The sequence below is a fragment of the Phyllobacterium ifriqiyense genome, from assembly GCF_030817885.1.
GTDB lineage: Bacteria > Pseudomonadota > Alphaproteobacteria > Rhizobiales > Rhizobiaceae > Phyllobacterium > Phyllobacterium ifriqiyense.
The window spans coordinates 722,586-749,582 of sequence record NZ_JAUSZT010000002.1; the positions used below are offsets into that span (position 1 = coordinate 722,586).

26 protein-coding genes and 2 pseudogenes are annotated in these 26,997 nt (G+C 53.2%); 17 read left to right on the plus strand and 11 right to left on the minus strand.

Going from position 1 to position 26,997, the window contains the following annotated elements; all coding sequences use genetic code 11:
* The 3 genes from QFZ34_RS04995 to QFZ34_RS05005 are packed head-to-tail and all read left to right on the plus strand — an operon-like array spanning position 1 to position 3,937.
* The gene (locus QFZ34_RS04995; protein ID WP_115054035.1) at positions 1 to 1,347 is read left to right on the plus strand and encodes a polysaccharide pyruvyl transferase family protein; all 1,347 of its coding nucleotides are present in this window, start codon (positions 1 to 3) and stop codon (positions 1,345 to 1,347) included.
* The gene (locus tag QFZ34_RS05000) at positions 1,344 to 2,183 is read left to right on the plus strand and encodes a glycoside hydrolase family 16 protein (protein ID WP_307277701.1); all 840 of its coding nucleotides are present in this window, start codon (positions 1,344 to 1,346) and stop codon (positions 2,181 to 2,183) included. The genes QFZ34_RS04995 and QFZ34_RS05000 overlap by 4 nt, the downstream gene beginning before the upstream one ends.
* Positions 2,180 to 3,937 (plus strand): tetratricopeptide repeat protein, encoded by a 1,758-nt coding sequence (locus tag QFZ34_RS05005; protein ID WP_307277704.1) that lies wholly within the window; start codon positions 2,180 to 2,182, stop codon positions 3,935 to 3,937. The genes QFZ34_RS05000 and QFZ34_RS05005 overlap by 4 nt, the downstream gene beginning before the upstream one ends.
* Before the next feature lie 378 nt (positions 3,938 to 4,315).
* Here the strand turns inward: QFZ34_RS05005 and QFZ34_RS05010 are convergent, their stop codons facing one another.
* The 3 genes from QFZ34_RS05010 to QFZ34_RS05020 all read right to left on the minus strand — a co-directional run bounded on the left by QFZ34_RS05010 (position 4,316) and on the right by QFZ34_RS05020 (position 5,574).
* Positions 4,316 to 4,720 (minus strand): type II toxin-antitoxin system VapC family toxin, encoded by a 405-nt coding sequence (locus QFZ34_RS05010; protein ID WP_307278956.1) that lies wholly within the window; start codon positions 4,718 to 4,720, stop codon positions 4,316 to 4,318.
* A complete protein-coding gene (locus QFZ34_RS05015; RefSeq protein WP_307277706.1) occupies positions 4,720 to 4,950 on the minus strand; it encodes an AbrB/MazE/SpoVT family DNA-binding domain-containing protein in 231 nt (76 codons plus the stop codon). The genes QFZ34_RS05010 and QFZ34_RS05015 overlap by 1 nt, the downstream gene beginning before the upstream one ends.
* 276 nt (positions 4,951 to 5,226) lie before the next feature.
* Positions 5,227 to 5,574: a winged helix-turn-helix transcriptional regulator gene (locus tag QFZ34_RS05020; protein ID WP_307277709.1), complete on the minus strand. Its 348-nt coding sequence runs from the start codon at positions 5,572 to 5,574 to the stop codon at positions 5,227 to 5,229.
* Between the two features lie 66 nt (positions 5,575 to 5,640).
* On the opposite strand from QFZ34_RS05020, the gene QFZ34_RS05025 reads away from it, so the two are divergent.
* The 3 genes and pseudogenes from QFZ34_RS05025 to QFZ34_RS05035 all read left to right on the plus strand — a co-directional run bounded on the left by QFZ34_RS05025 (position 5,641) and on the right by QFZ34_RS05035 (position 7,695).
* A complete protein-coding gene (locus QFZ34_RS05025; protein WP_307277713.1) occupies positions 5,641 to 6,267 on the plus strand; it encodes a DUF2867 domain-containing protein in 627 nt (208 codons plus the stop codon).
* Positions 6,268 to 6,740: 473 nt separating this feature from the next.
* Positions 6,741 to 7,020, plus strand: a pseudogene (locus QFZ34_RS05030) (helix-turn-helix transcriptional regulator).
* A gap of 420 nt (positions 7,021 to 7,440) precedes the next feature.
* On the plus strand, positions 7,441 to 7,695 hold the full coding sequence (locus tag QFZ34_RS05035; protein WP_307277719.1) for a hypothetical protein: 255 nt from the start codon (positions 7,441 to 7,443) through the stop codon (positions 7,693 to 7,695).
* Here the strand turns inward: QFZ34_RS05035 and QFZ34_RS05040 are convergent, their stop codons facing one another.
* Together QFZ34_RS05040 and QFZ34_RS05045 are read right to left on the minus strand one after the other, a co-directional pair.
* Entirely contained in the window at positions 7,696 to 7,866 is a 171-nt protein-coding gene (locus QFZ34_RS05040; RefSeq protein ID WP_307277722.1) for a hypothetical protein, read from the minus strand.
* 815 nt (positions 7,867 to 8,681) lie between these two features.
* Positions 8,682 to 9,491, minus strand: a complete 810-nt coding sequence (locus QFZ34_RS05045; protein ID WP_307278959.1) for a cyclase family protein — start codon at positions 9,489 to 9,491, stop codon at positions 8,682 to 8,684.
* Positions 9,492 to 9,873: 382 nt separating this feature from the next.
* On the opposite strand from QFZ34_RS05045, the gene QFZ34_RS05050 reads away from it, so the two are divergent.
* Together QFZ34_RS05050 and QFZ34_RS05055 are read left to right on the plus strand one after the other, a co-directional pair.
* Complete coding sequence (locus QFZ34_RS05050) at positions 9,874 to 10,074, plus strand: type II toxin-antitoxin system VapB family antitoxin (protein WP_106667672.1); 201 nt, start codon at positions 9,874 to 9,876, stop codon at positions 10,072 to 10,074.
* Positions 10,071 to 10,439 (plus strand): type II toxin-antitoxin system VapC family toxin, encoded by a 369-nt coding sequence (locus QFZ34_RS05055; protein WP_307277733.1) that lies wholly within the window; start codon positions 10,071 to 10,073, stop codon positions 10,437 to 10,439. The genes QFZ34_RS05050 and QFZ34_RS05055 overlap by 4 nt, the downstream gene beginning before the upstream one ends.
* Before the next feature lie 335 nt (positions 10,440 to 10,774).
* Here QFZ34_RS05055 and QFZ34_RS05060 read toward each other — a convergent pair whose 3' ends face one another.
* Positions 10,775 to 11,668, minus strand: coding sequence for an SDR family oxidoreductase (locus QFZ34_RS05060; protein ID WP_307277736.1), 894 nt, complete (start codon positions 11,666 to 11,668; stop codon positions 10,775 to 10,777).
* On the opposite strand from QFZ34_RS05060, the gene QFZ34_RS05065 reads away from it, so the two are divergent.
* Entirely contained in the window at positions 11,667 to 11,840 is a 174-nt protein-coding gene (locus QFZ34_RS05065) for a hypothetical protein (RefSeq protein WP_307277739.1), read from the plus strand. The genes QFZ34_RS05060 and QFZ34_RS05065 overlap by 2 nt on opposite strands.
* Positions 11,841 to 12,121: 281 nt before the next feature.
* Here QFZ34_RS05065 and QFZ34_RS05070 read toward each other — a convergent pair whose 3' ends face one another.
* A complete protein-coding gene (locus QFZ34_RS05070; protein ID WP_307277741.1) occupies positions 12,122 to 12,664 on the minus strand; it encodes a DUF4142 domain-containing protein in 543 nt (180 codons plus the stop codon).
* Positions 12,665 to 13,781: 1,117 nt separating this feature from the next.
* Between QFZ34_RS05070 and QFZ34_RS05075 the strand changes: the two genes are divergently transcribed.
* Positions 13,782 to 14,063 (plus strand): hypothetical protein, encoded by a 282-nt coding sequence (locus QFZ34_RS05075; protein ID WP_307277743.1) that lies wholly within the window; start codon positions 13,782 to 13,784, stop codon positions 14,061 to 14,063.
* 19 nt (positions 14,064 to 14,082) lie between these two features.
* Here the strand turns inward: QFZ34_RS05075 and QFZ34_RS05080 are convergent, their stop codons facing one another.
* Positions 14,083 to 15,324: a DUF763 domain-containing protein gene (locus QFZ34_RS05080; protein ID WP_307277745.1), complete on the minus strand. Its 1,242-nt coding sequence runs from the start codon at positions 15,322 to 15,324 to the stop codon at positions 14,083 to 14,085.
* A gap of 429 nt (positions 15,325 to 15,753) precedes the next feature.
* On the opposite strand from QFZ34_RS05080, the gene QFZ34_RS05085 reads away from it, so the two are divergent.
* The 3 genes from QFZ34_RS05085 (at position 15,754) to QFZ34_RS05095 (ending at position 20,468) form a co-directional block, all read left to right on the plus strand.
* Positions 15,754 to 16,158: a host attachment family protein gene (locus QFZ34_RS05085; protein WP_307277748.1), complete on the plus strand. Its 405-nt coding sequence runs from the start codon at positions 15,754 to 15,756 to the stop codon at positions 16,156 to 16,158.
* Between the two features lie 90 nt (positions 16,159 to 16,248).
* Entirely contained in the window at positions 16,249 to 17,217 is a 969-nt protein-coding gene (locus tag QFZ34_RS05090) for a ketopantoate reductase family protein (protein WP_307278962.1), read from the plus strand.
* Positions 17,218 to 18,254: 1,037 nt separating this feature from the next.
* Positions 18,255 to 20,468 carry an adenylate/guanylate cyclase domain-containing protein gene (locus tag QFZ34_RS05095; RefSeq protein ID WP_307277751.1) on the plus strand — a complete coding sequence of 738 codons (2,214 nt, stop codon included), beginning with the start codon at positions 18,255 to 18,257 and terminating at the stop codon, positions 20,466 to 20,468.
* A 21-nt stretch (positions 20,469 to 20,489) separates the two neighbouring features.
* Here QFZ34_RS05095 and QFZ34_RS05100 read toward each other — a convergent pair whose 3' ends face one another.
* The 3 genes and pseudogenes from QFZ34_RS05100 to QFZ34_RS05110 all read right to left on the minus strand — a co-directional run.
* A complete protein-coding gene (locus QFZ34_RS05100) occupies positions 20,490 to 21,014 on the minus strand; it encodes a YHS domain-containing (seleno)protein (RefSeq protein ID WP_307277754.1) in 525 nt (174 codons plus the stop codon).
* A gap of 40 nt (positions 21,015 to 21,054) precedes the next feature.
* Entirely contained in the window at positions 21,055 to 21,621 is a 567-nt protein-coding gene (locus QFZ34_RS05105) for an ankyrin repeat domain-containing protein (protein WP_307278965.1), read from the minus strand.
* Positions 21,622 to 21,861: 240 nt separating this feature from the next.
* A pseudogene (locus QFZ34_RS05110) lies at positions 21,862 to 22,075 on the minus strand (hypothetical protein); the annotation flags it as partial.
* 740 nt (positions 22,076 to 22,815) lie between these two features.
* Here QFZ34_RS05110 and efeU point away from each other — a divergent pair.
* From efeU to efeO (QFZ34_RS05130), 4 genes are read left to right on the plus strand one after another with little or no spacing between them, the layout of a single operon-like run.
* Positions 22,816 to 23,652 carry an iron uptake transporter permease EfeU gene (gene efeU, locus QFZ34_RS05115; protein WP_307277757.1) on the plus strand — a complete coding sequence of 279 codons (837 nt, stop codon included), beginning with the start codon at positions 22,816 to 22,818 and terminating at the stop codon, positions 23,650 to 23,652.
* Between the two features lie 16 nt (positions 23,653 to 23,668).
* Positions 23,669 to 24,850, plus strand: coding sequence for an iron uptake system protein EfeO (efeO, locus tag QFZ34_RS05120; protein WP_307277759.1), 1,182 nt, complete (start codon positions 23,669 to 23,671; stop codon positions 24,848 to 24,850).
* 6 nt (positions 24,851 to 24,856) lie between these two features.
* On the plus strand, positions 24,857 to 26,152 hold the full coding sequence (gene efeB / locus QFZ34_RS05125) for an iron uptake transporter deferrochelatase/peroxidase subunit (RefSeq protein ID WP_307277761.1): 1,296 nt from the start codon (positions 24,857 to 24,859) through the stop codon (positions 26,150 to 26,152).
* Between the two features lie 10 nt (positions 26,153 to 26,162).
* Positions 26,163 to 26,990 carry an iron uptake system protein EfeO gene (efeO, locus tag QFZ34_RS05130; protein ID WP_307277764.1) on the plus strand — a complete coding sequence of 276 codons (828 nt, stop codon included), beginning with the start codon at positions 26,163 to 26,165 and terminating at the stop codon, positions 26,988 to 26,990.
* The last annotated feature ends 7 nt before the right edge of the window (positions 26,991 to 26,997 follow it).

Sequence of the window (26,997 nt, forward strand, 5' to 3'; positions counted from 1 at the left end):
ATGAAGAAACTTTTCGTTCTGAATGGTGGTGCTGCGGTCAAGCCCGGCAACAAGGCAGCCTATCTAAAGTTTGAAGATCCGCTTGCGGCCTTCAACAAGGGCGGCATCAACACAGGCGACGTTCTCGTCTATGACGCTACGCTCAAGGCGCTAGCCTATGATGAAATCAGGAACGTGCAGTTTTCCCATGCGGGAAATGAAAAGCTATGGCCTCAGGATGACAGCTATGAAGCCACTGTTGTGCGTGGATCGAACTATTTGACCGAGACCGTTGATCTTGGTCACGTTGTACCTTTGCTGAAGAAGCTCAAAGGTCCGGTCGTTGCTATCGGCGTTGGTGCGCAGGCTGGCAAATACAAGAAGCTCAATGTTCCAAAGGGCACGGTTGAAGCCTGGAAGATCATCGCTGACAAGTGCGAAACAATCGGCGTTCGCGGCTTCTACAGTGCCGAGATATTCAACGATCTTGGTATCAAGAACGTGCGCGTTATTGGCTGCCCCAGTTTTTACCGTTCGTTGCGTCCTTCAATTGCGATCAAGTCGATTGATCCGGAGAAGGCACGTATTGGCCTGACCCTGAACAAATATCTGTCTGCTGATTATGCAAGTAATGCGACGAAGACCAATCGCATGCAGCGGGCTTTGATTGATGCCGTTGCCAAACGCCCATCCAGCAAGCTCTATTCACAGGGTGAGCGGGAAGAGACGCTGGCGATCTTCTCTTCGGGCAAAGAAAAGCAGGATAACGTCAAGGCCATCCTGACCAAATTCGGTTTGCTGGGCCATCCTGAAGCTGAGGAAATGCTCAACAACCGCATGAGCGCGTTCTTCGATATCGACGAGTGGGCAGCAGACGCGGCTGCCAATGTCGATGTCATGGTCGGCTTCCGTCTGCACGGCAATGTTATTGCCCTGCATCAGGGCATACCGGCAATCTTCTTTACCTATGACTCACGCATCCGCGAATTGTCCTCACTCTTTGCTATTCCTTCAATAGAGATCGAGGATTACCTTCCGATCAACCTCGAGAAACTGCTTGAAAAGGCTGATTTCACCAAAGTTCAACATATCTACCGCCAGAACTTTGCCGAGTATCATCGCTTCCTGACGGAGAACAAGCTCAACCACGTACTGCCGAAGCCAGTGGCAGCGCCAGCTGACAAGCCCCAGTCTGTACCTAATCTGGTACAGGTGCCGCATAACATTCATGAAGCGGTTTCATGGTTCCGCAGCGAAATCGATTTCATGACCGGTGAGGTTGAAGTGCTTCGCAACCGTGCATGGAATCTTGAAACCAGCTTGCGCAGTCTTAAGGAAACACCGGCAGCAAAGGTGGCTGCTGAATGAATGAAGGCCGTGCACAACTCAGCCGACGCTCCTTTCTGACCCTTGCAGGGTTTGGTGTTGCATCGGCTGGTTTGCTTGCACGACCCGCTCTTGCCCGTGCGCTTTGCCCCACTCTGCCGTCTGCTCTGCAGCGCGCCTCCGGGGATTGGCAATTATCATTCACCGATGATTTTACCGACAATGCGGGTTTTGATCAGCGGTGGATTAAGGTTACCGACAGTGGCGGCGAAACAAAATCTGTCCGGCGGCCGGAAAATGTCACAATCTCCGGTGCCGGGCTTTCGCTCAATCTGGGACGAAATCGCGACAACCGGGGCGGCAATCGACCCTTCGTTGGTGGCTATGTGCGGACCAAAGATTTTCGTCAGCGCTATGGCTATTTTGAATGCGAGATGAAAATTGCCAATGAAGCGGGCGTCAATAATGCATTCTGGCTGACCTCAGTGCCGGATAGCGAGGGGGATAAACGTTTCGAACTCGATGTAGTTGAAGCCAAATTCCCCAATCTCGTGCATGTGACAGCTCGCCAATGGCTGCCAGTGAAAAAGGTGCTCTCAAAGAGTTACCGCCCGCGGCTCAAGCTTGCAAACGAGTTTCACCGTTATGGCATGCTGTGGAGCGAAGACAGCTTCAAATTCTATTTCGATGAAAAGAAAATCTTCGAAGCCGTCAATGATTTTGCGCATACGCCAGCGCAGTTACTGTTCAGCAATGCAGTGGCATCTTTCGCAGGGAAAGACGATGGCGATGTCGATGGGGCTGCGACCTCGATTAGGAATATTCGTGTCTTTCAAAATACCGAATGGCAGGAATTGCAAGTCAGGAGATGTTCATGACCGATGATTTTACCTCAACGTCGCGCGCCGACAAAAGCAAGAAATATCTGTTGGGCAAGGATGGCTGGATATTTCTCGATCACGATTCCAATCGCGTTATCGACCAGATCACCGGGCGGCATATTCTTGACCACAAAGGCATCGAAGCTTGGCGTAAATTGATCCTTGAGCGTGACGCCTATGTTTCATCGCTTGGCGCACAACATTTGGTTTTCGTCGCGCCAAACAAGGAGCTCGTCTACTCCGAGCAATTACCGGACTGGGTGGAGATTGCCGATACCAGACCGCTGCACCAGATCATGACGGCGCTTGGACCGCGCCGTGCATCAAAGATAGTCTATCCGCTTGAAGCAATACGTGCAGGCAAGTCCAAAGGACTTACCTATCCCAAAACAGACACGCATTGGAGCGGTTTTGGGGCCTATATCGGCTATCAAGAGTTCTGTCGGGGACTGTCGCAAAACGGCATTGAACCCCTGCAGATCGAACCATCGCGCATTTCCTTCGAAGAAGTTCCCTATGTTGGCGATCTCGGCATAAAGTTCGAGCCGGCAGTGTCGGCGCCTACTCTGTCTGCCAGAATAGATAACGCGGCCGGGAAGCTGTCTTTTGACAACCGGATTCCAAATCGTGGCCGTATCCGCGTTTTCACCAATAAGGACACGACATTGCCGCGTTGCGTCATGTTTGGGGATTCCTTTGGTGGCAATCTCCTGCCATTTCTGAAGGAGAGTTTCAGTACGCTGGTCTATATTTATGGCAAATCGTTCGACCGGGAACTGATTGAGGCCTACAAGCCCGATGTTGTACTGTCTGAATTTGTCGAGCGTTTTCTGATCGATCCTCCGGTCGATACGCCACATTTCAGCTATGCATCCGTCGTCCGCTCGAAAATGAAACTCCTGTCACGGGATGATCTTGCGGAGGCCACCAAGCAAACCTTGCAGGTGCCGCTGGAAGTCTTCCCAGTGCGGCCGATCTATGAGGCATTGATTTCAACTCATAGCGGCAAATCGGTCAGCGCTGCACTGATCGAGCAGCTGAAGAAGCACCATCCGGACAATCCGGAAGCTCATCATCTGATTTCGGCGGAATTGTCCCGCTTGGGTGAGCGGTTGGATGATGCCAAAGTCTATGCCGAACGTGCCGTTGCCGCCGAACCATGGAATGCCCGTGCTCGGCATCAGCTGGCTCTTACGTTGATGCGGCTTGAGCAGCCTGAAAAAGCCGAAGAGCAGCTTCGAAAAGCAATTGAATTGGATAGCAATGTTGACTGGTGGAACTACCAGCTTGCCCAAGTGCTGTTTCGGCAGCAAAAGCATGCTGAATCTGTCGAGATCATGAGAGATTATCTGTCCAGGCGCCCTGATTCTGCAGATGCCTGGCAATTGCTTGGCCGGTGTCATGAGGCACTTGATAATATCGAAGAAGCTGCCGAAGCTTTTGTACGCGCGTCGGATGCCAAACCTGAATGGACTTGGCCCTTGCTCAAGCTCGCCAATTTGCGCGTTCACACCAAAACCAATCCTGAGCAGGGTCTGGTTGCTACGGACCGATTGCTTGAAACGCTTTTCCATGCCCGGCAAAGAGCAGAAATTTATATGCTGCGGTCGCAATTGCACGAGGTCAATGGCGATAGAGTCAAAGCCACTGAAGCTGCAATGCGAGGTACTGAGTTAGCGCCTGATTGGGATTGGGCTGTCAAAACTCTGGATCGGCTGAGCACGCAGAAGGTCGCTGCCCGCTCGTCATAATCGTCCATTTTGTCAAAAACGCGGGTGTGGTGATCCCTTGCTATGCCCGCTCTTGTGTTCGCAGAGGCGCGGGCTAAACAGGTTGAAAGAACCACACTCGCTAAGACCGTCAGAAGACTTGTTGCCTCAATATTACGGGATGGTGGATGGTCGATACGGTGTTATGGCCAAGCGCCGGCTGTTTGATGGACGGCCGATCGGCTGATGTCTTTGATCACTGGCATTGTTGACGCTAACCGTACCTCATCTTGCTTGACATTGCCGCTCAACGTGAAGCGACGCCCGGGCGCACTCTAGGGGGACTAGCAAATCGAGCAGCCTCATCGTCGAACACCTGCTCGATCGAAAAAAATCGCTGACCTGGTCTCGGTTAGCGATTTAGGCGTCTGGCGTAATGAGCGTCACAGTTGGAAAATAAGTTCGGTATCGACCGATATCGCGGGTTAAAAGAGTAAATCCACTGACAGCGGCTTGAGCGCCGATGAAGAAGTCTGGAAGAACACCGGTTCGCGAGCCACCAGATTTGCGATAACGTGTAAATACCTTTCCAGCCAGATACAGGGCAGATCGGGGTATTGGCTGAATGTCGAGGCCCGCGGCATTCACGAATGCGTCAAGTTCCTCAATTCTTTTATAACGCACTGCTAGCTCGGCATAGACAACATCATTAATTAAGAGCGGGCCGCGAAACGAAGCGGTTTCCAGTTGTGCAATCGACCAATCCGCCCAATTCGGATCGTCTGTAACAAGGTCGAGCAGCACGTTTGTATCGATAAGCGTCATCATTCTCCGCGTGTAAGAGCCATGATCGCGTCCGTATTCAATCCCTCACCGGCATGACCGCGCAGATTGTTAAACCGACTCTTCGGTTGATGTCTGTCAGCGCGAGTGATCACAACGCTTCCGTCGCTCGCCCTATGAAATTCGACTTTGCTGCCAGGTACGATTCCAAGGAAATCACGCACTGGCTTGGGGATGGTGACTTGGCCCTTTGTCGTCACGGTCGTTGTCATTTCTGCCTCGGTAATGATTATTTTACAAAAGGTATTACCTTTAAGGCATGGTTTCAAGCATTCTCTTGGCTCCTTGGCGCGCACTGACGTCATCGGCTCAAGCCTTACGTGTCAGGAACGGATCAGCGAATCTGCTTTCCGAGCCCAGGTGCCATCGATGACCCATGCCGTGTTCATTTCAAGATGCAGCCAGGCGAGGGAAAGCTCGAAGATATTTTGTTTTCCGACCCGGCTGATCTTTAGGGCGCTGGTCCCGCGTTTGGACGGCATTGCAGTTCATTCTTTACTGCACGTGGCCCCAAGTCTGGCACCCCAGGCGATGGCCCACTCGTCGAGCGGCATGATAAGGCGGACCAACGCTTTCCCATCTTCTGTCAAATCATACCCGCCAGTATGATGGACTACGATGGCAGCGGCTCGCAATTCCTTGAGGCGTGTATTTAGGAGGCTGGGATTCGTTTCGGCGACAGCCTGAAGCTCCCGAAACGTTAGGGCTTGTTCTGCATGAGCAAGCTCCCATAACACGCGCAAACTCATGCGCCGCCCCAGTAGGTCGAGCAATGCCATAGTTGGATGACCGGTTTTCGAGCCGCGCACGGGTTGTCCAGGCTGAGGAAATTTCATGCTATACTTTTCATAGCGACCCATGTACTCATTTGCTAAGAAAATAATAGCAGAAGGATATCCGAAATGATACCTCGCATCGGCCCGGCCAAAATGACCACACGGAAAGACGCGGTGGATCAGGCAGCTGGTTTTCCTTCATCGCTCGCGGCTGATGATACCTTGCGGAAACCCGGGCATAGAATCAAAGCCCGTGCGGTGCGTATGCCGTCCGATAGTGTATTGGCGCCGTTTTATGTGGGCGCAGACCTTATTGATGCTTACGCGATTCAGTTACCTATACAGGCTGACGACAATATCGAAGTGCTGGCTCGTGCTGGGTTCGAGCGGCAGGCGTGGTGGATTCGCGCGTTGACGCGGGTACGCGATGTGGTGATGGCGACAGTCGGCGTCAAAACGTCTCGTGCGGTCGGTGTTGCCGCGGCGGCGCAAGGCCCGGTGATCGGCTTCTTTCCACTGCTATCGAAAAGTGCGGAGGAGCTGGTGATGGGTGCGGATGACCGGCATCTCGACTTCCGGCTCGCGATCCTGTTGCGCGCAGCAGGTGCGGCGGGCGACCGGGAGCTCGTCGTGGTGACCGTGGTGCATTGTCATAACTGGCTGGGACGGACCTACTTGGCGGTAATAGCGCCGTTTCACCGCGTGATCGCGCCGGCGAGTCTGGAACAGGCGGCAAGGTCGATAACAGGGTAGTTTGGATCCCAGGAACGCGGAGAATGGGCCGCCGCCCGATGACGGAGGGCTGACTTGTGGTTATTGTTTTGCTTGGAAGAGGTTTCCCATCCGGAGAACGAGCCGCGATCCCCGTCCAGCACCCTTTCCCTGACTTCGCCATAATGGAAACCGTGTTTGGCACATAACAGACAGCCAGGAAAAAGATCATATGTGAAGTCGGTCGAGATGATGTGACTGCGCTGGCGGGGCCATAATTTTCGCCGGTGATGGCACTGACCTGATCTTCGCCGGGAAGATCATAGACCCAGCTATATTTGAACAGGGCATTGAGGCAGTCAATGCGCCGGGGCTGCAGGCATAACAAAAGTCGACTTCGCCCCAAACACGGTGGCATGATGTGCAAAATTCTGGACGCGAAAAGGCTTCGTGTCCACTCGAACGAATAAAGCGATTTTAACAGGGCTCCGTCAAAGTCGCACCAAACGCTCGCCCTGCTCGGCAAACTGATCCGCGTCGGCCGTGCTGAGCGCGGCCCTGACCGCACACGAACTGGCCGACCGCCGGTATCAGCCGGACGACATTGTCCAGCATCGAAAAAGGTACGCCCGGTTCTGAAATCAGTATCGTTTCGAGGTGCCTGACTCGTTGGCGTACGCCTGTTCGACTATGACGAGCGCAACCTCCAGATGCACGAGGCCACCTCGATGAGAAGCTGACCGTGCTGCCCAAGAGTGTCGCCACAGTGTGAAGCAGGTCGATGATGACCTCTAAGCCAAATGCCACTGAAGCTTTTGTCTGAACGTGGCTGCCGGGGTCGACGGAACTGGTAGTGGCGGGCCGCCTCGACCAGGATGGTACAAGCGCATCAATTGCCCTCTGCACCTCAGGCGATTCCACCCGGCCTGGATGGCCTCTTGGTGGATTTCATACATTTCCTTTGACAAAACCATATCAGGAAACGTCCCCCATCGCCTCCCGGCTTGCCCTGTTTGTCATCTTCGTAGTCACATCCAGGGATGCGTGACTCATGGCACTCATTCCTGCGAAACGACCCGGTGCGGCAAGTGAATCAGTTCCCGCGCACAAAAGGATCCATTCCTCGAGGGTGTGTCATAGTGCCGATTGCAAAAAAGCGATCTGAGGCTGATAAAATCTTCCAAGTATTGCGGGCTGGAGTTGGGGGACTTTGCTGTGGAACGCTTCATACGTCGCGACGATGCGCAATACAGTGCTGAAGATTGGAGTTGTATGGAATTGGCATTGCGAATGGCGTGCCAAGCTCTTTCCAGAGATCCAAAAAACGGAGAGCATTCAGGCCGTGCCGCTCGGATGGTCCTCACCCTGTGGGAACAAGGACTGCGTGACGCGGAAGAGATTGCATTGCGTGTCGTCAACCGTGAATTGGAGCTGATCGAGCTCGCCCGGGCAGAGTATCAAAGGAAATGATCAGCTCTGCTCTTCTTCCGCCTCTTCAAGCCTTCGCAACAATTCTGCAAATCGCCCGTTTGTGTCGATAGGAGGGTTAGCCGATTTGGCTGCCAAACGCAGATCCCGCGTCTGGGCATTTTCCTTCAAATAATCGGAATGTGATTGCTTTTTGCGTTGATCATCATTCATGGGTAGCTCGCTCGTTAGGCAACGAACAAGCGAACCGGAGGATGGTTCCAAAATTACAAGATTACATCGCGATTACTTTCCACCGCCTCTCCGCTTTCCAGCCTTCGCCATTCATGCTCCGCAACACCTTTTGGCACTCCATTCGATCGAATTCTATCTGAACGCGCTTCTGTTGTGCAAGGAATTGATCACGAGATGCTCCGCGGTTTCCAGCACGATCACGGCGAGCTGGCGCGCATGGCGATCAAACGGGGGCTTGTCCTTCGAAAGCGTACGGCCGCTCACGCTCTCCTAGAGCAACGAGTTTTCGTTGTCCGGTATGGGCTGACGCTGATCAACATCCTCTGCCAACAAGGGCTGCAAAGCCATTGGTCTTCTGCAACGCCCCGCTGAACCAAGTCGCCAGGGCTTGTGATCCGTAACGACACCCGGTTCAAAGCAACTGGATAACATCCACCATTGAGAATCGATCGACGTGCCGTCCATGTCCAGGAGAACGGAAAGATCAGAAGTCGGGATCTGGATTGAGTTTCCTATCCGCTTTTCTAAGTGTAGGCCCGATGTTCGTTAGGGTGCAGGTACCATGCGATCTGCATTTACGATCCGACGGCTTTGACAAACCAGTCTGCCTCAACGACCTGGACAACTTCGATCCATCCCGGATCTGACATCTCTTGTTGCGGTTGGCAGTATCATGTGTTTGGAGAGTGCCGGCCGTCGCGGCCAGGATAGAGGCTTGGAAGCCCCCTAACAGCAGGTCCGTGCCCAGCCTGCCCCGGCGGCATTCTCGTCTATCGGGACGGGACCAGTTGCGATTAAACAAGTGCCAGAATACGAGCCGGGCCACCTGTCCCGCCTCGGTGCGTTGGTGCGCCGACGACGATTGTCGCTCCTTTGACCGGCAACGCTTCAAGGTTGTTCAGGCCTTCGATGCCGTAGCGGCCTGCTGGAAGCCACGAATTATGCACCGCAAAATCGGCAGAGTTGCCCGGATCCAATGAGAGCGTGTCGACGCCGATTGCGACGGTGTCGATCTCGAGCAGCAAATCCGTTGCCGACTTGCTGAAGCCGGGGAAGGCAAATTTCCCAGCGTCGTCATTACGGAATGCGGGACTTTTTACCTTTGTCGCCCAGCCAGAGCGCAAGGCCACGACAGCACCTGCGGGAATCTCGCCATTTGTGCTGATCCAGCGTTCTATATCCGCCGTCTCAACGGTCGAATTGGCATCCTCTTTGGCACGATCTGTGATGTCGATGACAACCAGCGGCGCGACCAGCTTTTGTGGTTCCAGCTGATCAACGCTGGCGCCATCGGCGCTGAAGTGAAAAGGCGCGTCGATATGAGTTCCAGTGTGCTCAAAAACCGTCAGTTTATGGAGTTGATATCCGTCTTTGGCGATATCGGCGGCCCATTCAAACTCTATTCCGGGCTTGCCATCAAATGTTGGAAACGTTGAATCATACACATGAGTGAGATCGACAACTTTGCCAGCTGTCTGAGCAAGCACCGGTGTTGCCAGGTTTCCCGCGCCCATTGCCATTCCCGCCAGAGCCGCACCCTTGAATAGCATGCGACGCGACAGCATGTTCTTCTTCACGTCCTCTATCACGCAGTGATTGCACATCCGCTCTTCCCCTCGTTTCAAAACTCTGTTCATGAGGGTATCTCAAAACTGTGATGAAGCAAGATTGGACGATTTTTAAGGTTGCAGCTCCAGTAGAAAGACATGCTACCTTTTCACCGGTCAGACGGCGTTCGCTTCTGCCGCTATGGCCGGGAAGACGGGTAGATGGTGCATATCCGTTATCTGGCTCTCCCGCCAATTCCAGATAATAAGCGTACCGGACCTCCGCTCATTCGAGGTGATCGCAGATAGTCACAGCACTCGAGCTTCGACCCTCCGGTGAGAAATTTTTTAAGCCAGCACTGCGTAGAAATGCTGCAGTCGGCATAGATTTTATCACCAAGTGGTGCTATTTTCCGCGCTTCAACTACGGAGCTACATCATGCGATCAACTATTAACCTCGATGACACGCTCATGGAGAAAGCTAGGTTCTTGACCGGTACAAATGAAACTGCGGCCCTAGTGCGCCAGGCGTTGGAAACGCTTGTCCGTGTAGAGTCCGGAAAGCGCCTCATCGCGTTGGGAGGAACTATGCCCGATGCCGAGGCAGCTCCGCGCCGCCGGAGCGCAGCGGCCAAGTGATACTCGCTGACACCTCGATCTGGATTGATCATTTTCGTCATGTTGATGCAGAGCTTTGCAGGATTATTGAAGACGACCTCCTACTTTGCCACCCAGCCGTGATCGGTGAGCTGGCGCTTGGCAGCCTTAGGGATCGCGGCAGCGTGATCGCTTTTCTGGCGGCTCAGCGCGCGGTGGTCGTCGCCACGCACGACGAAGTTATGACAATGATCGATCACCACAGTCTTATCAGCATCGGCATTGCCTACACCGATGCTCACTTGCTGGCATCCGTCCTTCTTGACCAGCGAGCGACCTTATGGACCAGAGACAAGCGCCTGAGAATAGCCGCCGAAAAGGCAGGCGCTTCATGCACCTACCCGTAAATCGTCCAAACTAAAATTGCCAAGCCAAAGCCCTTATTTCCAGGCCCCGGTATGAGACATCACCCGGTGTGATTGGAATGACCCAGCTGTGCAGGAAGCGGTCAGTCCGCATTCACGACCAAAACTTCGATAGCGGCCATTTATCCACCAATCAGAGACAGGCAATTTCTGCCAAATTGCGTAAGAGCGCTCATTAGCCAGCTATCGAAGGCCGAAACAGGGATGCCAAACGAGGCCGCCGCTTCTCTAACTGGCCAACTTGTTAGGAGATCCTTCGTCAGTGATCGTCGTCCGACTCCGGTCTCATAACCACTTCGATAAGCAGGTCTTGTTGGTCAGGCCACTCCCTTGCCGCCTGTCACGCCATAGACTTCGCCATTGATAAAGCTGGCTTCCTGCGAGGCAAGCAAGACAAAAACTGGTGCCAGTTCGACCGGCTGCCCGGGACGACCGAAGTCACTATCCTTGCCAAAATTCTTCACTTTCTCATCCGGTTGTCCGCCACTTGGCTGCAGCGCCGTCCAGACCGGGCCGGGTGCTACAACGTTGGCGCGAATGCCACGTTCAATCAATTGCTTGGCGAGCGCTTTGGTATAGGCAACGATGCCGGCTTTCGTCGTGGCGTAATCGAGCAGGATCGGCGATGGCTGATAAGCCTGGATCGAAGCGGTTGTTATCACCGACGACCCAACCGGCATATGAGGAACGGCAGCCTGGGCGATCCAGTGCAGCGCATAGAGATTGGTCTTCATCGTCTTGTCAAAATCGTCGGTCGACAACTCCTCAATTTTCTCTCGATATTGCTGCCGGCCAGCATTAACGAGGAGAATGTCGAGACCACCGAGCTCAGAAACAGCCCTCTCGACCAATGCTCGGCACCACGATTCTTCCTTGATATCGCCCGGCAGACCGATTGCCTTGCGTCCTTCTTCTTCAACAAGCCGGATCACCTCTTCGGCATCCGCTTCCTCATCTGGAAGATAGGCGATGGCAACGTCGGCGCCCTCGCGCGCGAAGGCGATGGCCGCAGCGCGGCCGATCCCGGAATCACCACCGGTAATGAGCGCTTTCCGTCCCGTCAGCTTTCCCGATCCGCGATAGCTTTGCTCACCGTGATCCGGTGTGGGATTCATCTTACGTGCGAGGCCAGGCGCGGGCTGCGGCTGGTCGGGAAATGGCGGTGTCGGATAGAGACCGCGAGGATCGTTCAGAGAAGACTTTTTGCTCATGATAACACCCAATGTTTTTACGGAATTGCTGGTAGTGACTGTTGGCGAACGTCCGTTTCACCGCTTTGTTCCAGTGACGCTGCTCCTCCAAGCACCGATCTTCGTCTTCCACGGCTTCTTCGCAATTCCTTCTGAACGCGTTATTTTTCTTTTCCGAGGGGTGTTCGATTGATACGAACTCGTTGCCCTGGCCCGACACTGTCGTGATGGGTGTACCGGGACACGGCACCAGAGACTTCTCAGCCGCGTTACGGCCCTCCTTGCGGTTAAACTGCGGTAAGAAACGCCAGGCGCGATGAGTTGCAGTCGGGCCGTCCGCAGCGCCGCCTGCTCAATCGGCAGCGCCCTGGCGACTTGACGTTGCTGGTCTGAAATACAGTACTGCTGGATTATTCCATAGGCCAATGACGTTCCACAAAGATGCCTTCCGCTCCGCCGAAAACTGAAGGCATATCAGTTCATTGTCTTCACGTCGGTCAAATGTTCCGTAAGCGTAGGCAAGGTTTGAGTAGCGAATTTTTTCAGCTCACCAGCCTCTCCGTTTGCCGCGTAGACGGAGAAGAGAGAAACGGCGGTTTCGTGCGCCTTCAACTGCTCGGCTTTGTACATCTTGTCGAAGCTTGATTTGTCGGCGGCTTCAAGTGCATCCAGCTTTGCTTGATGTTCTGCATCCAATTTCGTCGGAACTTCGACCTTGTCTGCTTTGGCAGCCGGCATCATTTTTTCGCCTGCTTTGGAATGATCCGATATCATATGTTCAGCGAATTTCTTGACAGCAGCATTGCCGGATTGTTTCAGAGCCAGTTCGCTGGATTGAATCTCAAACATATTCGAGACTGTCGCCATCTTGGCGAATTCAGCAGGCTTTGTGATCTCCGCCGCAAATCCCGAAGTAGTGAGTAAGAGATTTGCAGCAGCAGTTAAGATGAGTAGATGCTTCATTGTTTCCTCCAGTGTGTGAGAAGAGGAAACTGTCGCCGCCAACGAACGTTCCATTGTAAACCGGCTCATTTCTGCGCCCGCCAAGCAAGTGGAGCAACGCATGATCTGCCAAGAGCTTCGATGTTGATAACGCTTTACGAAGGCGAATTGAACCAAAAAGGGCTCGCGCGCGGCAAACTGCGACAGATTCTAAAAAGAGAGCCATACATGGACCCGTCCTGGATCAATCACGTTTTTCGTTCAGCTGCGATGTTGAGGACTGCCGGCACCCGGCCTTATTCACACGGTGGGAATGAAAGCAAACACGACGTTTCTGGTTGAACGTGCCGACTACCTGCTGCGCTTTGTCCGCAGCAGTGTTCAACAGTCAGACTGCGATGGCCAGCACGCTTCGAAAATCCTGTGCTACACTGCTTTGTGCAGTCCTAGCGGAACCCAAAGAATCCGAGAATTGCAAGGATGATCACGATAGCACCGACCCACCATATTATACTGTTCATAACGTTCTCCTAGTCGAAAGTAACATTGTTGCAACGCGCTTCTTCCCGGTGAGTTCCAGCGCGCGTTGTCGAATCGACGAAGCATCGAACCTGGCCGCCCCCGATTCTGGCAAATGTAAAGGAACCTCATGCGATTGTTTATCCAACGTTCCGCTTGAATGCAGATGTTCTTGCTTTCCTTGCCTGTGAGCCAAAAGCGCTCTCGGGCCAATCCACGCCAAGGCTTAGCCGGCCCTTCGAAACCATTTCGCGATCGGCGCCCGATGGGCGAGGCGGCAGACCTGCCATAGTTCGTAACGATGCGGGCTTCCGGAACGCCTTCTCGATTTCCTTTCGCGACCGATAAAATCGGTCTTGGGACCGGGAAGTGGCCCTCGCCTCGAACCATCGCCGACGCTGTTCCGCGTCGGGCTCGATCCCGATTAAGGTGAGTAGTGCCAAAGGGCATGTGTGCAAAGTGTAGGAACATGGTACGAAATTTAGCACCTGAAAAGATGCGGACGTCCGGGGCGCAACAACCCTCCCTCATGCGCTGGGTCAATCGGAGGGTACAAATCCCGGTTAGCGCATGCTGTGAAGCAGTGCTATCAGGTTTCCTTGTGAAGCATTCAGGATAAAATAACATGGCGATTTCGGGCGTGCTGCAACTTGCAGCGTCAACATGAGTATTCTTGCTTGCTGCCATCGGAGCAAAACACTGGGCGATATCGCCCACACTTTTGAAGATGGTGCTTACGCTCATTTTATACACCATCGGCAACCTGATCATGCTGCGGCTGGTACGTGACTTTGGCATGGCGTCGGCATTTACTCTATCGGCGCTCCTGCAACTCGTAGCCGTTAATGCGATCGCCATATTCTACTTCAGTGAAAAACTGCCGGCAGCTCAGCTCGCCGGGATATTGCTGGCAATCATTGCCGTCGGGCTTATCACGCTCTCACCGTCAAAATAGGTGGATTCAGGAATAACGATCAGCCTTGCGGTTTCTCCCAACCGAAAACACTGCGGCCGCCCCACTGCGTTGATTGCTCGAATTCCCCGGCAACAATTTCCTTCAGATCAGGTCCGGTCACATACCGTTCCAACTGCCTGGACTGGTTGTCCAGCCGCGCAAGTGCATCCAGTTCTTCGCGCTGACCCAGCTTGCCATTTTTGACAGCGGATTTCAGAACGTTGATGGTTTCATCGTAAACCTTGAGGGGCACGGGAAATGGATGGCGGTCCTTACCGCCATGGGCAAGCGAAAATCGCGCAGGATCGGAAAAACGGCAAGGGGCGCCGTGCATCACCTCGGCAACCATTGCAAGCGCCTTGACCGTACGAGGTCCGACTCCGGGAACGAGAAGCAGATTCTCGAAATCAGCCGGAGCCGCCTCGACTGCCGCAGCGATATTGCCGTAAAGGCGACGCATGATGATGTCACCCTCCCGAACATCATGGTGCTCCGGCATGACAAGATGCGGCAGGAGCATTTGGTCTGAAAGGGTCGGCTTGGCCGCAGGAGTCCCCTCGAGAGTTGCCACCTCCTCGACAATCCGGCCAGGGTTCAATGTCTTCAAAACCTCGATTTGCTGTACCCGCGAGTCCGATGCGCGACGATCAGCAAGGTTGATAATATTTCCGACTTGCTGACCTTCGATTGCGGCATGAGGAGCATCGACAAAGCTGGTCAGCCCTTCAGACAGCCAGTGATAACGTCTTGCCTGCCGACTATTCCCATTCATTCCCTGCTGGACAACCACCCACTTTCCATCATCAGCAACAATGAAACCGTGGAGATAAAGATCAAATCCGTCCTGCAAGGCGGCACTGTCGACTTTTGCGACCAGTCTGCTTGCCTGTCCCAGAGCACTTCCGTCAATTCCTACACGCTCTCCAATCGCATTCAGCTCCGAAGGCGTTTTTCGCGAGTGAGAGCCGCGCCCGCCGCAAACATGAATTCCCAATTCATGCGACATTGGGGTAAGGCCACGTTTCAACGCGCCGATCACACTGGTTGTGATACCTGAGGAGTGCCAGTCCATGCCCATCACTGCACCAAAGGACTGAAACCAGAATGGGTGAGAAAGCCGACGTAAAAGTTCATCCCGGCCGTAATGGTGAATGATCGCTTCGCACATAAGTGCTCCGAGCTTCGTCATCCGATCGCCCAGCCAGCGGGGAACCCGTCCTCCGTGCAGCGGTAAATCCGCACTGCCAGCTCGTCTTGCCATCGGTTGTTTTTACCCTTCGTTCAAATGTTCGGCCTACTAAATATTCCAGGACGGAATGTGGTGACACTGGTCCCAAAACACAACTCCGTAGCGGTTGCCTGGATATGAAGCGCCAAAGTCAGCTTGGATTAGTGCCGAAGGCTGGCTGATGGGTTCTGTCCGGGAGGGATATCTTGTCACTCGGCGGATGGAGCCTGCACCCAACTGACAACGAGTCCTGACGAAAGAAGGAGTAACTCATGATCCACAAGCTTAGTAGTTCGCTATAGCATTAATCGAGCTAATGCCTCTCCAAGGAGATTGATCTGTCAGTCCTTACTGCATCGAATATTCCGCTAGGGCGTTACCCTATAGAGGCTAGGCAATTGTGCCAAGGTTTCTAGTTTGCCCTCTTCCAAATTAACGGGGCATAACGTGGAGAATTAAAGCATGCAGATTCCAAAAGGGGCAACTGTTGCAGTTGCGGATGGCGAAAAATTCAACCTTTTTCAGAACATAAGTGATAACACCGAACCGACTCTGAAAGCACTTCCTGACACCGATGTTGATACCGAGAGCAACAACGCAAGCGGAGGACGCAAAAGCAGTTCGGCGAATCCTGACCAAGGTCAGGCTGACGAGGATAATTTCGTGGGAGGAATTGCCGACGTCTTAAACCGACGGGTGCTCAACGGTAAGATTACCGGCTTAGTCGTGATCGCGGCTCCCAAGGCGCTGGGAGAGTTGCGAAAGCACTATCATAAGGAATTGGAAGCAATCTTAGTTGGCGAGATTGCAAAAGATCTGACCGGACATTCGATCCAAGATATCGAGAAATCTATCGCGGCAGCTTAACCGATTTCTGAAACCACTGGAGCTCCTGCTCCAGTGGTTTCGTCCAATATTGAGAGCAGCGCCGGCTTTCGCTAAACCGAGGGATTAATGATGCGAATTATCGTCTTTGGACTGGGAGCAATCGGTGGAGTTGTGGCCGCAAAGCTTGGCCTGGCTGGACATTCGGTTGTTGCAATCGCCAGAGGGACACAACTTCAAGCTGTAAGACGATCCGGCCTTACACTGCTGTCACCGCAGGGGACCGAAACAACGACCTTCCCCGTCTATGCAGATCCAAAGGAAGTTATATTTAATAATGACGACATGATATTGCTGGCAATGAAAGGACAGGATACCGCACAAGCGCTGTTTCAGCTCAAGGCTGCCGGTGTGGTCGAGCAGCCGATATTCTGTTTTCAGAACGGCGTAGCCAATGAACGAACTGCGTTGCGGTTTTTCAGGAATGTCTATGGCGTTACTGTCATGCTTCCGGCTGATTTCGAGAGGCCAGGTGAAGTAGCAGCCTATTGCATTCCCAAAATCGGAATCTTCGATATCGGCCGCTACCCGGCGGGCGTCGATGCAGCAGTAGAGCATTTATGTGAGGTTCTGAATTCATGCGGGTTCGTGGCAAATGCAAGAAGTGATGTGATGAACAGCAAGTATCGCAAACTGCTCGCCAACCTGGAAAATATCATCGAAACTGCTTTCAGCGATAAACAGCAACAAGCCGACTTGTATCGAAAAGTCCGCGCCGAAGCAGAAGGCGTTCTGACTGCCGCGGGTATTGACTGGGACAAGTCGGAAGCGGAGGCTCGCAACCAAATGATCATGACGGCCATTCCGGGAAGAGATCGGATAGGGTCGTCCACCCTGCAAAGTGTAGTAAGAGGTACGGGTTCTCTGGAAACAAGCTATCTCAACGGCGAAATCGTACTTCTCGGGCGTCTTCATAACATAGAAACTCCATATAACTCTGCTCTCTGCCACCTCTCTGAAAAGCTTGCTGATGGTCGACTAGCGCCAAAATCGTCAGAAATTACAAGTCTGCTCCAAAATCGTACAGCTAGGCAAGGCTGATGCTCATCGAGCCAAAACGTGTTTTTTGTTCCGCTAAGATCTGACACCAGGCTTGGCATCAGATCTGTGCTGCGGGTCGCCCCTCGCCGTAGTTGCGGTCAGAATGGAAGATTGATGGCACAAGGCCATAGCGATCAGGACGTCGGATGAACGACGCTACCAAAGCGCCGTCCTGGAAGTTCTCCACAATCTCACAGGGAAAGCCACTTCAGCGTCCCCGTTGATGTCTGGTCGTGCGTGCAGCGCGTTAATAGTTTAGTTGCCCGATGAGCGGCGTTAAACCCGTGCGATGCCAGTGCCATAGCCATGCCTGTCTGCATTGTCGAAAAGACTGTCCATGAAGGCTCTGAAGGATGGTGCCAGCCAGCCGCAGAACCACCGCTTAATGGAGGAATGGGACACCAACGATCGGGCGACCTATATGGTTGCGAATTTAATGAAGAGAAGTTTTTTATACCCTCCAACGAGGCCGATGCCCGATTGGAAATCGTTGCAGCCAAACCTCAACATGAAAGACCGCTTGTTATCAAGGGGACCTCCGTTAAACGCCGCCTGCCGCCCCTGTAGCAAAGTCATGATTTCCATCACACTGCTCCAATGACCGCTTGCGATGGCCAGTAGAGTATGACTCCTTCGGAGAGAGTGATCGAATGTCGAACATCAGCGGCTTACGAAATAGTAGCCACCGGCTCCCGCAGGTCGAAACGGATAACATCCCTGGCGCTGAGGCGGAACGGATAATCGGAATGCTCCGACTGGCGTCCAGCCACATAGCTAGCGTCCCAAGTCGAGAAATCCTCCATGCAAATCCGCGCGGCAATACGCTGGACAAATTCTCACCGATTTGCTGCCAGTAGATTGTTCCGAGAGCATTTAAGGCGCAATTGTTGTGCCACGAGCAGCGTTGCACTCCATGCCTGGACGTTTCAGTGTCTCTTCTAGTCAATTGGATGGCAAATATGCCTTGCACCGTGACAGAGATAGAAGCGATGCTGTAGTATCCGGGTGAAACTAACACGCACCGTGCGGGAGCGGCAATGAAGCGCCGTCTTGCAGCCATATTAATCGCAGACGTCGTTGGCTACAGCCGGTTGAGCCAGATTGACGAAGAAGGCACGCGCGCACGTTTCCAACTCGACATGACAGATATATTCGATCCATCCATCGCTCACCATCGGGGCAGATTGGTGAAGACCTTAGGTGACGGCCTCTTGATTGAGTTTCAAAGCGTGGTTGATGCTTTGCGTTGCGCAGTGGATATCCAGAAGAAGAAGGCCGAACGCAACTCCGGTGCGTTGCCGGAGCAACAGTTGGTGTTCCGCATTGGCATCAATCTTGGGGACATCATTGTTGAAGGCGAGGATATACAGGGCGATGGTGTAAACCTTGCGGACAGGATTCAGGGTTTGGCAGAGCCCGGCGGCATTGCGATCTCCGGTTCTGCTTATGACCAGGTGAAATCAAAACTCGCATTGGGTTACATTTCCTTAGGCGAGCGGATGGTGAAGAACATCGCCGATCCCATTCGAGTCTATCGTGTTGTCGCCGATCCGGCAGCCAGCATCAATGCCAAACCAGTTCAGCCACCGCGCCGTTGGCCGCCCCGCAAAGCCCTTGGCTTGATCGTGTTCGTTTTATTAGCCGGTGCAGGAGTTTGGTGGCAGATAGGCGCAACTTTCCTGCCGGCATCGCCTGGGCGCTTTGCCTATCCTCTGCCAGAAAAGCCGTCGGTAGCAGTGCTACCCTTTATTAATGTGAGTGGTGCGACGGAACATGACCATCTTGCAGCCGGTCTAACCGATGATCTCATTACCGAACTTTCCAAAGTATCCGGCCTTTTTGTAATTGCCCGCCATTCCGTTTTTGCAGTACGAAACAAGGATTCATCGATTCAGGACGTTGCAGCAGAACTGGGCGTGCATTATGTGCTCGAAGGAACGTTGCAACGAGCCGATACGCGCCTGCGGATCAACGTGAAATTGATAGACGCGCTAACGGGATTATCCCTCTGGGCGGAGCGGTATGACCGGCAATATATGGATTTGTTTGCGGTCCAAGATGACGTAATTGGCAAGATTATCTCAGCGCTTGAGGTCAAGCTCAGCAAGAATGAACGCGAGCAGCTGGCACGTATCCCCACGGATAATCTGGAGGCTTATGATTATTTCTTGAGAGCTGAGCAGGAGGGTTTTTTCTACGGCGACGTTCAGTCCTTTCGTCGAACCTTGGCATACTACCAAAAGGCAATTGATCTTGATCCAGACTTCGCCAGTGCTCATGCGGGTATTGCCCGCGTCGCCGTTGATGTATGGCGTAACGACTATAATTACTTATGGTCAGGAGCTGTTGCGCGCAAAGTAGCCTATGACGCGGCAGGACAAGCCTTGAAGATTGATCCCAACAATGCGCGTGCTCAAACGGTCCTCGCCCTGCTGCAACTGGTAGACGGCCGCGCCGTGGAAGCGAAGGATTCCGCTTACAGAGCAGTCGCGGCCCAACCGAACGACGCGGAGATCGTTGCAAATCTTGCTTTGATCCTGGCGTATTTTGGCGATTCAAAGCAGGCGATCATTGAGATGGACAAGGCATTGCGGCTAGATCCAACACCGCCACCAAACTTGCAGCTGCTGGCTGGCATAGTCTTCTACACCACACGGGAAAATGCACGCGCGATACCACTGATTGAAGCAGCACGATCCGCCCTTCCAAATGTCGAGCCCGCTCGGGAATATCTGGCAGCGGCATATGCATATGCAAACGAAAAACAGCAAGCTGAGCAAGAAGCAAAGCAATTGCTGGCAATCTTTCCCGATAGCAATTTGACCTACTACACCTATTTATATGATTATTGGCGTGACAGCGATCTACGCTACCACCTGGCAGGCCTCAGGGCAGCTGGCATTCCGCAATGGCCTTTCGATTTTCAAGGGAATCCTGCCGATCAAATCCGTGGCTCAGAACTGCGCGAGCTGATGAACAACAAAACCTGGACCGGAAAGCACAGGAACGGGACTGAATTTATACAATATTTTGACAAGAGTGGAGGCACTGCCTATCGCAGCGCCAATACGAGCATTACGGGCACCGTGGAAATCCGGGATGATCGCCTCTGCGAACAATTTACGGGGTATTTTCTAGATCGCATGGTTTGCGGCTATGTCTACCGCAACACCTCAAAAGAGTGGGAACTAGACAAGCCATTTATCCATGTCACCCCGCGAGCGGTAATGTCGTTCTCGGTTACACCCTGACTGACGGGCGGTCGGTCGTGATTAGTTTGGCGGTGTCTCACGCCAGTTCTTCCCGGTTTTTTCCGAAGCCAGCATGTGTTCAACCTCGGACCAGTGCTTTTTCGAGTCAGCAAGTTTGGCTGGTATTTTTTCAAACCCGTCAGCCGCTCCCGGATCGTAACTGAGATAAAGTTTGCCTTCGATGATGCGCCAAGCTTTGGGGTCAATGTTTGTGGTAACGGTTCCAAATGACACACCATCAGCGCAATACCCCCCATATTGAGGGGCATATTTGGTTGGCTCGGCGATAAAAAGATCGCGATTTTCCGCACTGGTGAATTGCCAGTTGGCTCCAAGCCATCGATAGGAATATTCCGGCGTTCCCTGCATTGCCTTGTTTTGAGTGAAGTATGCGACGGGATCGTATCCCTTGATCGCCACATCACCGAAATAGCCAGTATTGATAGGCTCATCTGCGTCAACCGCCGAGGACAATGAAACCAGTGCGCACGCCGCTCCTAGGATCACCGCGGCCCAGACGCCACCTTTGTGTTTGTTACCAATCATAATGAATCCTCCTTTACCGGGCGGCACCTGTCGTGAAAGATCATTTTCGCTTCAGGCACTCGTTATAAAGCGGTTCTCCGACGATGTCGGCCGCCTGGCATACCGCTCCAGCTTTAAGCAGCAAGTCTGCCGCTTCCCAATGCGACCGCCAACCGGCTTGGGTAACCGGCGTATAGCCGTTGCGTTCCTTCGCCTCGATATCGGCCTTGTTGGCCAGCAGGAACGCTACAACCTCCGCGTGTCCTTCTTCAGCCGCGGCGTGCAATGGTGACATATGGTAGAAATTCTTATCGTCATTCACCGGAGCTTTTTTCGACACAAGCAATTTTACGACGTCAAGGTTTCCTGCATATGCCGCAGCATGCAATGCCGTCAGCCCTCCCTTGTTGCGACTTTCAACACTGACACCCTTATCAAGAAGAAACGCAACAATATCTGCGTGTCCTGCGAGCGATGCGATCAGCAGCGCCGGTTCACCCGAGCTATCAAAATCGGTTGGGTTCGTTCCTTGGTCCAGAAGCTGCCTTGCAAGCTTCAAATCCCCGTTCTTGGCCGCGTCGTGCAATGGGCCAGCGACGGTGGACGAAGTACCCATGAGAACCAGCATTATGGGCAAGAAAACATTCACCGCACAATCTCACTTTCGCTGCGGTTCTTCGTTCAAGAGCAAAATACATTATCACAGCGGCATTTCCCCCACAATCAGAGCAATCTAAGATATCTGATTAATGATCCAACTACTTTTGTTTACCTGGACACCATGCCCATCGCCGCCCCCCCGAAACAGAGGTGGTCGCTGTCGCCGGTTGAACCCGTAGGCGGCGGGTCCGACCGGCAAAGACGTGGCTCACATGGGAGGAAGCACGCCATTTTTGCCGACGACCACCTGATGGGCGACCGGGCCGGTCGCAGCCATTTCGGCCGCAATGAAGACGACGGCACCGGGAACAAGATCGTCCTTGGTTGCCTCAGCAATGGTCACGGCAGCCGTCCGGAATGGCGATCTTCTTTTCCTGGCCATGATAGGTCACGGTAACGGTCCGACCATCGACGCCTTTGACGGGGAAATTGCTAACAATGTACTCGGCGCGGAACTCTTCCTTTGCCCCGGCGATTGGCACCTGTTCGCTGACAATGCGCTCGCGGGCTATGAGGGCGAGGCAGCGGCGCTGTCCGGCGCTCGCTTTCTCGAATTCCTGGGTCGCGTCTGAACATGACGATATCATCGGCATTCGGACGGTGCCCTAAGCCTGTTTTGCTCTACTTCAGGTCGCTCCAGAGCCGAGGCTTGTCGAAGCATGAAGACACCGCCCATCGATCTCTTGAAAGCGGCCTCGAGCTCTCTTTACCGAAAGCCGATCGATCGTCCCGCGCAGCGATCTGCAAGGCTTCGTCCACAGTATGTGCTTGGTCGCGATATGGTCGAATCCTTTCGGCGATCTCCTCGAAATTTTTCCTATCCTGAGACTGCCTGGCAGGGCGCTCATACCAGCGCGCGATAATCTCATCAAATTCGTCAAACGACAATTCGCGGCGCCGTTTCTTGATGGCGTACGGCGACTTCGTAGCTCCCGACCATCCCCCTGCTTGCGTCCAGGTCAGGGCGAGGACACGGAATAGTCATTGATGGAATTCTGATAAAATCAGTCAACATATGGAAAAGATTGATGAATTTTGATCCAACAATATATTAGAATTCTTCTAATATATTGTTATTGCTTCGTTTTTCGCGGCGGTCTATGACTCCGACGGCTTTGCTTGTCATCTGGATGAGACAGGCATGAGGCGCTGAGGTTATTTAATGCTCGTTCCATTTCTGATAATGCTACGCGAAGGTATCGAGGCGGCTTTGATCGTCGGGATTGTTGCAAGTTATCTACAAACCGGACGTGGCGCCTGGATGCCTGCGGTATGGGTTGGTATATTTCTCGCGATTGCACTCTCGCTTTTTGTCGGCGCGGGTCTTCAGCTGGTAAGCGCCGAGTTCCCCCAAAAGGCACAAGAGTTCTTTGAGGCGATTGTCGGCGTTATTGCAGCTGTCGTATTGCTGTCCATGGTATTTTGGATGCGCAAGGCCGCGCGGTCGATCAAGTCCGAGCTTCACGCGTCCATCGACAATGCGCTCGCGCATTCATCAGGCCAGACCACCGCCTTGATTGCCATGGTATTCTTTGCTGTGGCCCGTGAAGGCCTGGAATCGGTATTTTTCCTGCTCGCAATATTCCAGCAGAGCACAAGTAATGATGCTTCGCTTGGCGCATTGTTAGGCATTCTCGTCTCGATTGTCATCGGTTACGGAATATATGCTGGCGGTATCCGCCTCAATCTTCGCCGGTTCTTCTACTGGACCGGAATTTTCATCATTATCGTCGCTGCGGGCATCCTATCAGGGTCACTGCGTCATTTCCATGAGGCCGGGGTCTGGAACAGTTTTCAGACGGTTCTTTTCGATTTCAGCGGTGTTTTGCCGGTTGCCAGTCCGCTTGGCACTTTGCTGTCAGGCATATTCGGTTATCAGGATGCTCCGACACTTGGCGAAGCGATTGTCTATATAGGTTTTCTGTTAATCAGCCTTTTCTTCTTCCTGCGCCCTGCAAGTGCTCCCGCGCCTTCAGCATCGCCAAAATTTTCCCGTTGATTGAAAGAACCAGCGAATGACGCGCAATACCGGCCCTTCCGCTCCCTCCTCGAAACTGATGAAACTGGCCGTTGCCGGTGCTGCAATTCTGGCGGTCGCGGGAGCTGGCGCTTTCTATTTTGCGTCAAAGAACATGAAGTCAGGGGCGTCTGACAATGCAGTCGTCGTCACGATTAAAGATGGTGCTTGTGACCCTAACGCCATCACCGTTCCTGCTGGCCGTTCCACGTTCAAGATAATCAATAATTCCGACCGTGCGCTTGAGTGGGAGATCCTTGATGGCGTTATGGTTCTGGAAGAGCGCGAGAATATCCTTCCAGGCTTTACGCAAACGATGCAGGCAAAGCTGAAGGCCGGGGATTATGAAATCACCTGCGGGCTTCTCAGCAGTCCGCGCGGGACATTGCACGTCACGCCATCAGCAGAATCCGAGGCAGAAGCAGCGCGCCCTCCCCTCGTCTCTTTTGTTGGTGCACTTGCCGAGTTTCAGGTGTTTTTGATGTCCCAGACAAACAATCTGGTAAAGGCGACAACCGCATTGGACGCTGCAATTCAATCGGGTGATCTCGATCAGGCGCGCGTGCTTTATCAAAAAGCGCGGATTCCTTACAAGCAGATAGAGCCCATGGCCGATCTGTTTGCCGATTTGCATAACGCCATTGACCCCATTGCCGATTATCTGGAAAAGCGCGAAAAGGATCCGGCATTTACCGGCTTTCACCGGATCGAATATGCTCTTTACGCTTCCAATAGCCTTGATGGGCTGGCACCGGTTTCAGCCAAATTACTGGCTGATGTCACGGCGCTAAAAGACCGGGTGCGTGGTTTGCGCATTCCACCGGAGCAAATAGCCAAGGGTGCCGCCCGTCTTATGGGCTCAATCGCCGATACGAAAATAGCCAATGGCGAGGACCATTACTCCCAAACCGATCTGGTCGATTTTGAAGGCAATCTGGCGGGAACTTCGCGCATGATGGCGCTTTTGAAGCCGGTTGCAATTCAGGCAGCGCCGGCAGTCGTGACTGATATTGAAACCCGGCTCGCCGAGGCCAACACGACATTGGCCGCCTTGCGCGGCGCTGATGGCTACCCGTCCTATGACAAAGTTACAAAAGAAAGTCGGGACTTGCTGGCGCAGAAGATCAGGGCTCTGGCCGATGCTATCGGCAAACTGAATATTGCAGTTGGTTTGGAGTAATTTGAGATGGGCAAGGATATTGATAAATTTACGACAACGCGCCGCAGCGTGCTATTTGGCGCGGGTACCGCCGTGGTTGCAGGATTAACAGCTGCCAGCGCCGCACAAAAGCAGGGTGAACAGGTTACCGACGCTCCTGTCAGCGACAAGACGCAGGAACGTCAATCGTTTTACGGCGTCCATCAAGCCGGTATTGTCACCCCGCGGCCCGCAGCAGGAATGATTGCATCTTTTCACGTTCTCGCCAAAACGCCTGAAGAAGTTGAACGGCTGTTCAGAACACTATCACAGCGCATCGACTTTCTGATGAAAGGCGGCAGGCCGCCAGAGTTTGACGACAAACTGCCGCCGTCGGATTCAGGTATTCTGGGCCCGGTTATCCCGCCGGATAATTTGACGATCACCGTGTCCTTGGGCTCTTCGTTCTTTGATCAGCGTGATTGGCTCATAAACCATAAGCCAAAGCAGCTCTCGCGCATGAAAGCGTCGCGCAACGATGCTCTCGACGCTGATTTATGTCACGGCGATCTGAGCTTGCAGATATGCGCAAATACACCGGACACAAACATTCACGCCCTGCGGGATATTTTGAAGAATTTGCCGGATCTGATGGTCCTGCGGTGGAAGCAGGAGGGCTCGGTTCCGGTTCTTCCGCCAAAAGCCGATGGCACTCACGAAACGGCGCGAAATTTTCTGGGATTCCGCGATGGAACCGCAAATCCCGATGGCAATGATGCTGCGCTCATGGACCAACTCGTATGGGTGCGCCAAAGCGACGAGCCTTCATGGGCCCAGGCGGGTACTTATCAGGTGGTGCGGATCATACGCAATTTCGTTGAGCGCTGGGACAGGACGCCGCTGGCCGAGCAGGAAGCAATTATCGGACGAAAAAAAGCCAATGGAGCGCCCTTCGGTGGCACCGCGGAATTTGACGTTCCGGACTACTCAAATGATCCGGAAGGCAAAGTCACCGCGCTGGATGCCCATATCAGATTGGCCAATAAACGCACAAAAACATCTGACGAGAATCGCATTTTGCGCCGCCCGTTCAACTATTCAAACGGCGTGAGCAAATCAGGCCAGCTTGAACAGGGCCTGCTTTTCATCTGCTACCAGGCCGACCTTGAGAAGGGCTTCATCACCGTTCAGCGACAGCTCGATGGTGAGCCACTCGAAGAATATATCAAACCGATTGGTGGCGGTTTCTTTTTTACACTGCCCGGCCCAGCGAACGAGGACGACTTCGTAGGCCGGACACTTCTTGAAGCATCGGGCCATCAGATGACCCGCATCAAATCCTAAGGAACTCACGATGAAGTTGAAGATAACTCTCTCTGCAAGCCTCTTTGCGATCACAGCTGCATTCCTGCCGCGCGTAGCGTCAGCCGAAGTTGCTCCACTCGATCTGGTTGGCCCAATTGCCGACTACAAGATCTATGTATCAGAAAATTTGGAAAAGCTGGTCGCGGATACCAAGGCATTTACCGATGCGGTAAAGGCTGGAGATGTTGACAAGGCCAAGTCGCTCTTTGCTCCGACGCGTATGAGCTATGAAGCAATCGAACCAATCGCAGAACTTTTCAGCGATCTTGACGGGTCAATCGATTCTCGCGCAGACGACCATGAGAAAGCGGAAAAGGATCCCGAATTCACGGGCTTCCACCGTATCGAATACGGTCTGTTTTCCGAAAACAGCACAAAGGATCTGGCTCCTTTTGCCGAGAAGCTGATGGCAGATGTGACAGAGCTCAACAAGCGCATTACTGAGCTGACGCTGCCACCCGAAAAGGTCGTGGGTGGCGCTGCAGCCCTTATGGAAGAAGTTGCAGCCACCAAGATTTCCGGCGAAGAAGATCGTTACAGCCACACTGACCTTTGGGATTTCAAGGCGAATTTCGATGGTTCGCGCAAGATCTTCGATCTCGTGCGGCCTTTGATCGAGAAAAGCGATGGTGAGTTCATCACCAAGGTTTCAGGCAATTTCGACAAGGTTGATGTCACGCTTGCAAAGTACAAAAAAGGTGATGGTTATGAGCTTTATGACAAGCTGACTGACGATGACCGTGCCGTGCTGGCAGCGGCAGTTAACACGCTTGCAGAAGACCTTTCCACATTGCGTGGCAAGCTTGGTCTAAACTAAGTCATCA

Excerpts from the sequence above, each read along its gene's own strand:
- QFZ34_RS04995 (WP_115054035.1), top strand. The coding sequence starts at position 1 with ATGAAGAAACTTTTCGTTCTGAATGGTGGTGCTGCGGTCAAGCCCGGC.
- QFZ34_RS05000 (WP_307277701.1), top strand. The coding sequence starts at position 1,344 with ATGAATGAAGGCCGTGCACAACTCAGCCGACGCTCCTTTCTGACCCTT.
- QFZ34_RS05005 (WP_307277704.1), top strand. The coding sequence starts at position 2,180 with ATGACCGATGATTTTACCTCAACGTCGCGCGCCGACAAAAGCAAGAAA.
- QFZ34_RS05010 (WP_307278956.1), bottom strand. The coding sequence starts at position 4,720 with ATGACGCTTATCGATACAAACGTGCTGCTCGACCTTGTTACAGACGAT.
- QFZ34_RS05015 (WP_307277706.1), bottom strand. The coding sequence starts at position 4,950 with ATGACAACGACCGTGACGACAAAGGGCCAAGTCACCATCCCCAAGCCA.
- QFZ34_RS05020 (WP_307277709.1), bottom strand. The coding sequence starts at position 5,574 with ATGAAATTTCCTCAGCCTGGACAACCCGTGCGCGGCTCGAAAACCGGT.
- QFZ34_RS05025 (WP_307277713.1), top strand. The coding sequence starts at position 5,641 with ATGATACCTCGCATCGGCCCGGCCAAAATGACCACACGGAAAGACGCG.
- QFZ34_RS05040 (WP_307277722.1), bottom strand. The coding sequence starts at position 7,866 with ATGAATGATGATCAACGCAAAAAGCAATCACATTCCGATTATTTGAAG.
- QFZ34_RS05045 (WP_307278959.1), bottom strand. The coding sequence starts at position 9,491 with ATGTGCAATCACTGCGTGATAGAGGACGTGAAGAAGAACATGCTGTCG.
- QFZ34_RS05050 (WP_106667672.1), top strand. The coding sequence starts at position 9,874 with ATGCGATCAACTATTAACCTCGATGACACGCTCATGGAGAAAGCTAGG.
- QFZ34_RS05065 (WP_307277739.1), top strand. The coding sequence starts at position 11,667 with ATGATAACACCCAATGTTTTTACGGAATTGCTGGTAGTGACTGTTGGC.
- QFZ34_RS05060 (WP_307277736.1), bottom strand. The coding sequence starts at position 11,668 with ATGAGCAAAAAGTCTTCTCTGAACGATCCTCGCGGTCTCTATCCGACA.
- QFZ34_RS05070 (WP_307277741.1), bottom strand. The coding sequence starts at position 12,664 with ATGGAACGTTCGTTGGCGGCGACAGTTTCCTCTTCTCACACACTGGAG.
- QFZ34_RS05080 (WP_307277745.1), bottom strand. The coding sequence starts at position 15,324 with ATGGCAAGACGAGCTGGCAGTGCGGATTTACCGCTGCACGGAGGACGG.
- QFZ34_RS05085 (WP_307277748.1), top strand. The coding sequence starts at position 15,754 with ATGCAGATTCCAAAAGGGGCAACTGTTGCAGTTGCGGATGGCGAAAAA.
- QFZ34_RS05090 (WP_307278962.1), top strand. The coding sequence starts at position 16,249 with ATGCGAATTATCGTCTTTGGACTGGGAGCAATCGGTGGAGTTGTGGCC.
- QFZ34_RS05095 (WP_307277751.1), top strand. The coding sequence starts at position 18,255 with ATGAAGCGCCGTCTTGCAGCCATATTAATCGCAGACGTCGTTGGCTAC.
- QFZ34_RS05100 (WP_307277754.1), bottom strand. The coding sequence starts at position 21,014 with ATGATTGGTAACAAACACAAAGGTGGCGTCTGGGCCGCGGTGATCCTA.
- QFZ34_RS05105 (WP_307278965.1), bottom strand. The coding sequence starts at position 21,621 with ATGCTGGTTCTCATGGGTACTTCGTCCACCGTCGCTGGCCCATTGCAC.
- efeU (WP_307277757.1), top strand. The coding sequence starts at position 22,816 with ATGCTCGTTCCATTTCTGATAATGCTACGCGAAGGTATCGAGGCGGCT.
- efeO (WP_307277759.1), top strand. The coding sequence starts at position 23,669 with ATGACGCGCAATACCGGCCCTTCCGCTCCCTCCTCGAAACTGATGAAA.
- efeB (WP_307277761.1), top strand. The coding sequence starts at position 24,857 with ATGGGCAAGGATATTGATAAATTTACGACAACGCGCCGCAGCGTGCTA.
- efeO (WP_307277764.1), top strand. The coding sequence starts at position 26,163 with ATGAAGTTGAAGATAACTCTCTCTGCAAGCCTCTTTGCGATCACAGCT.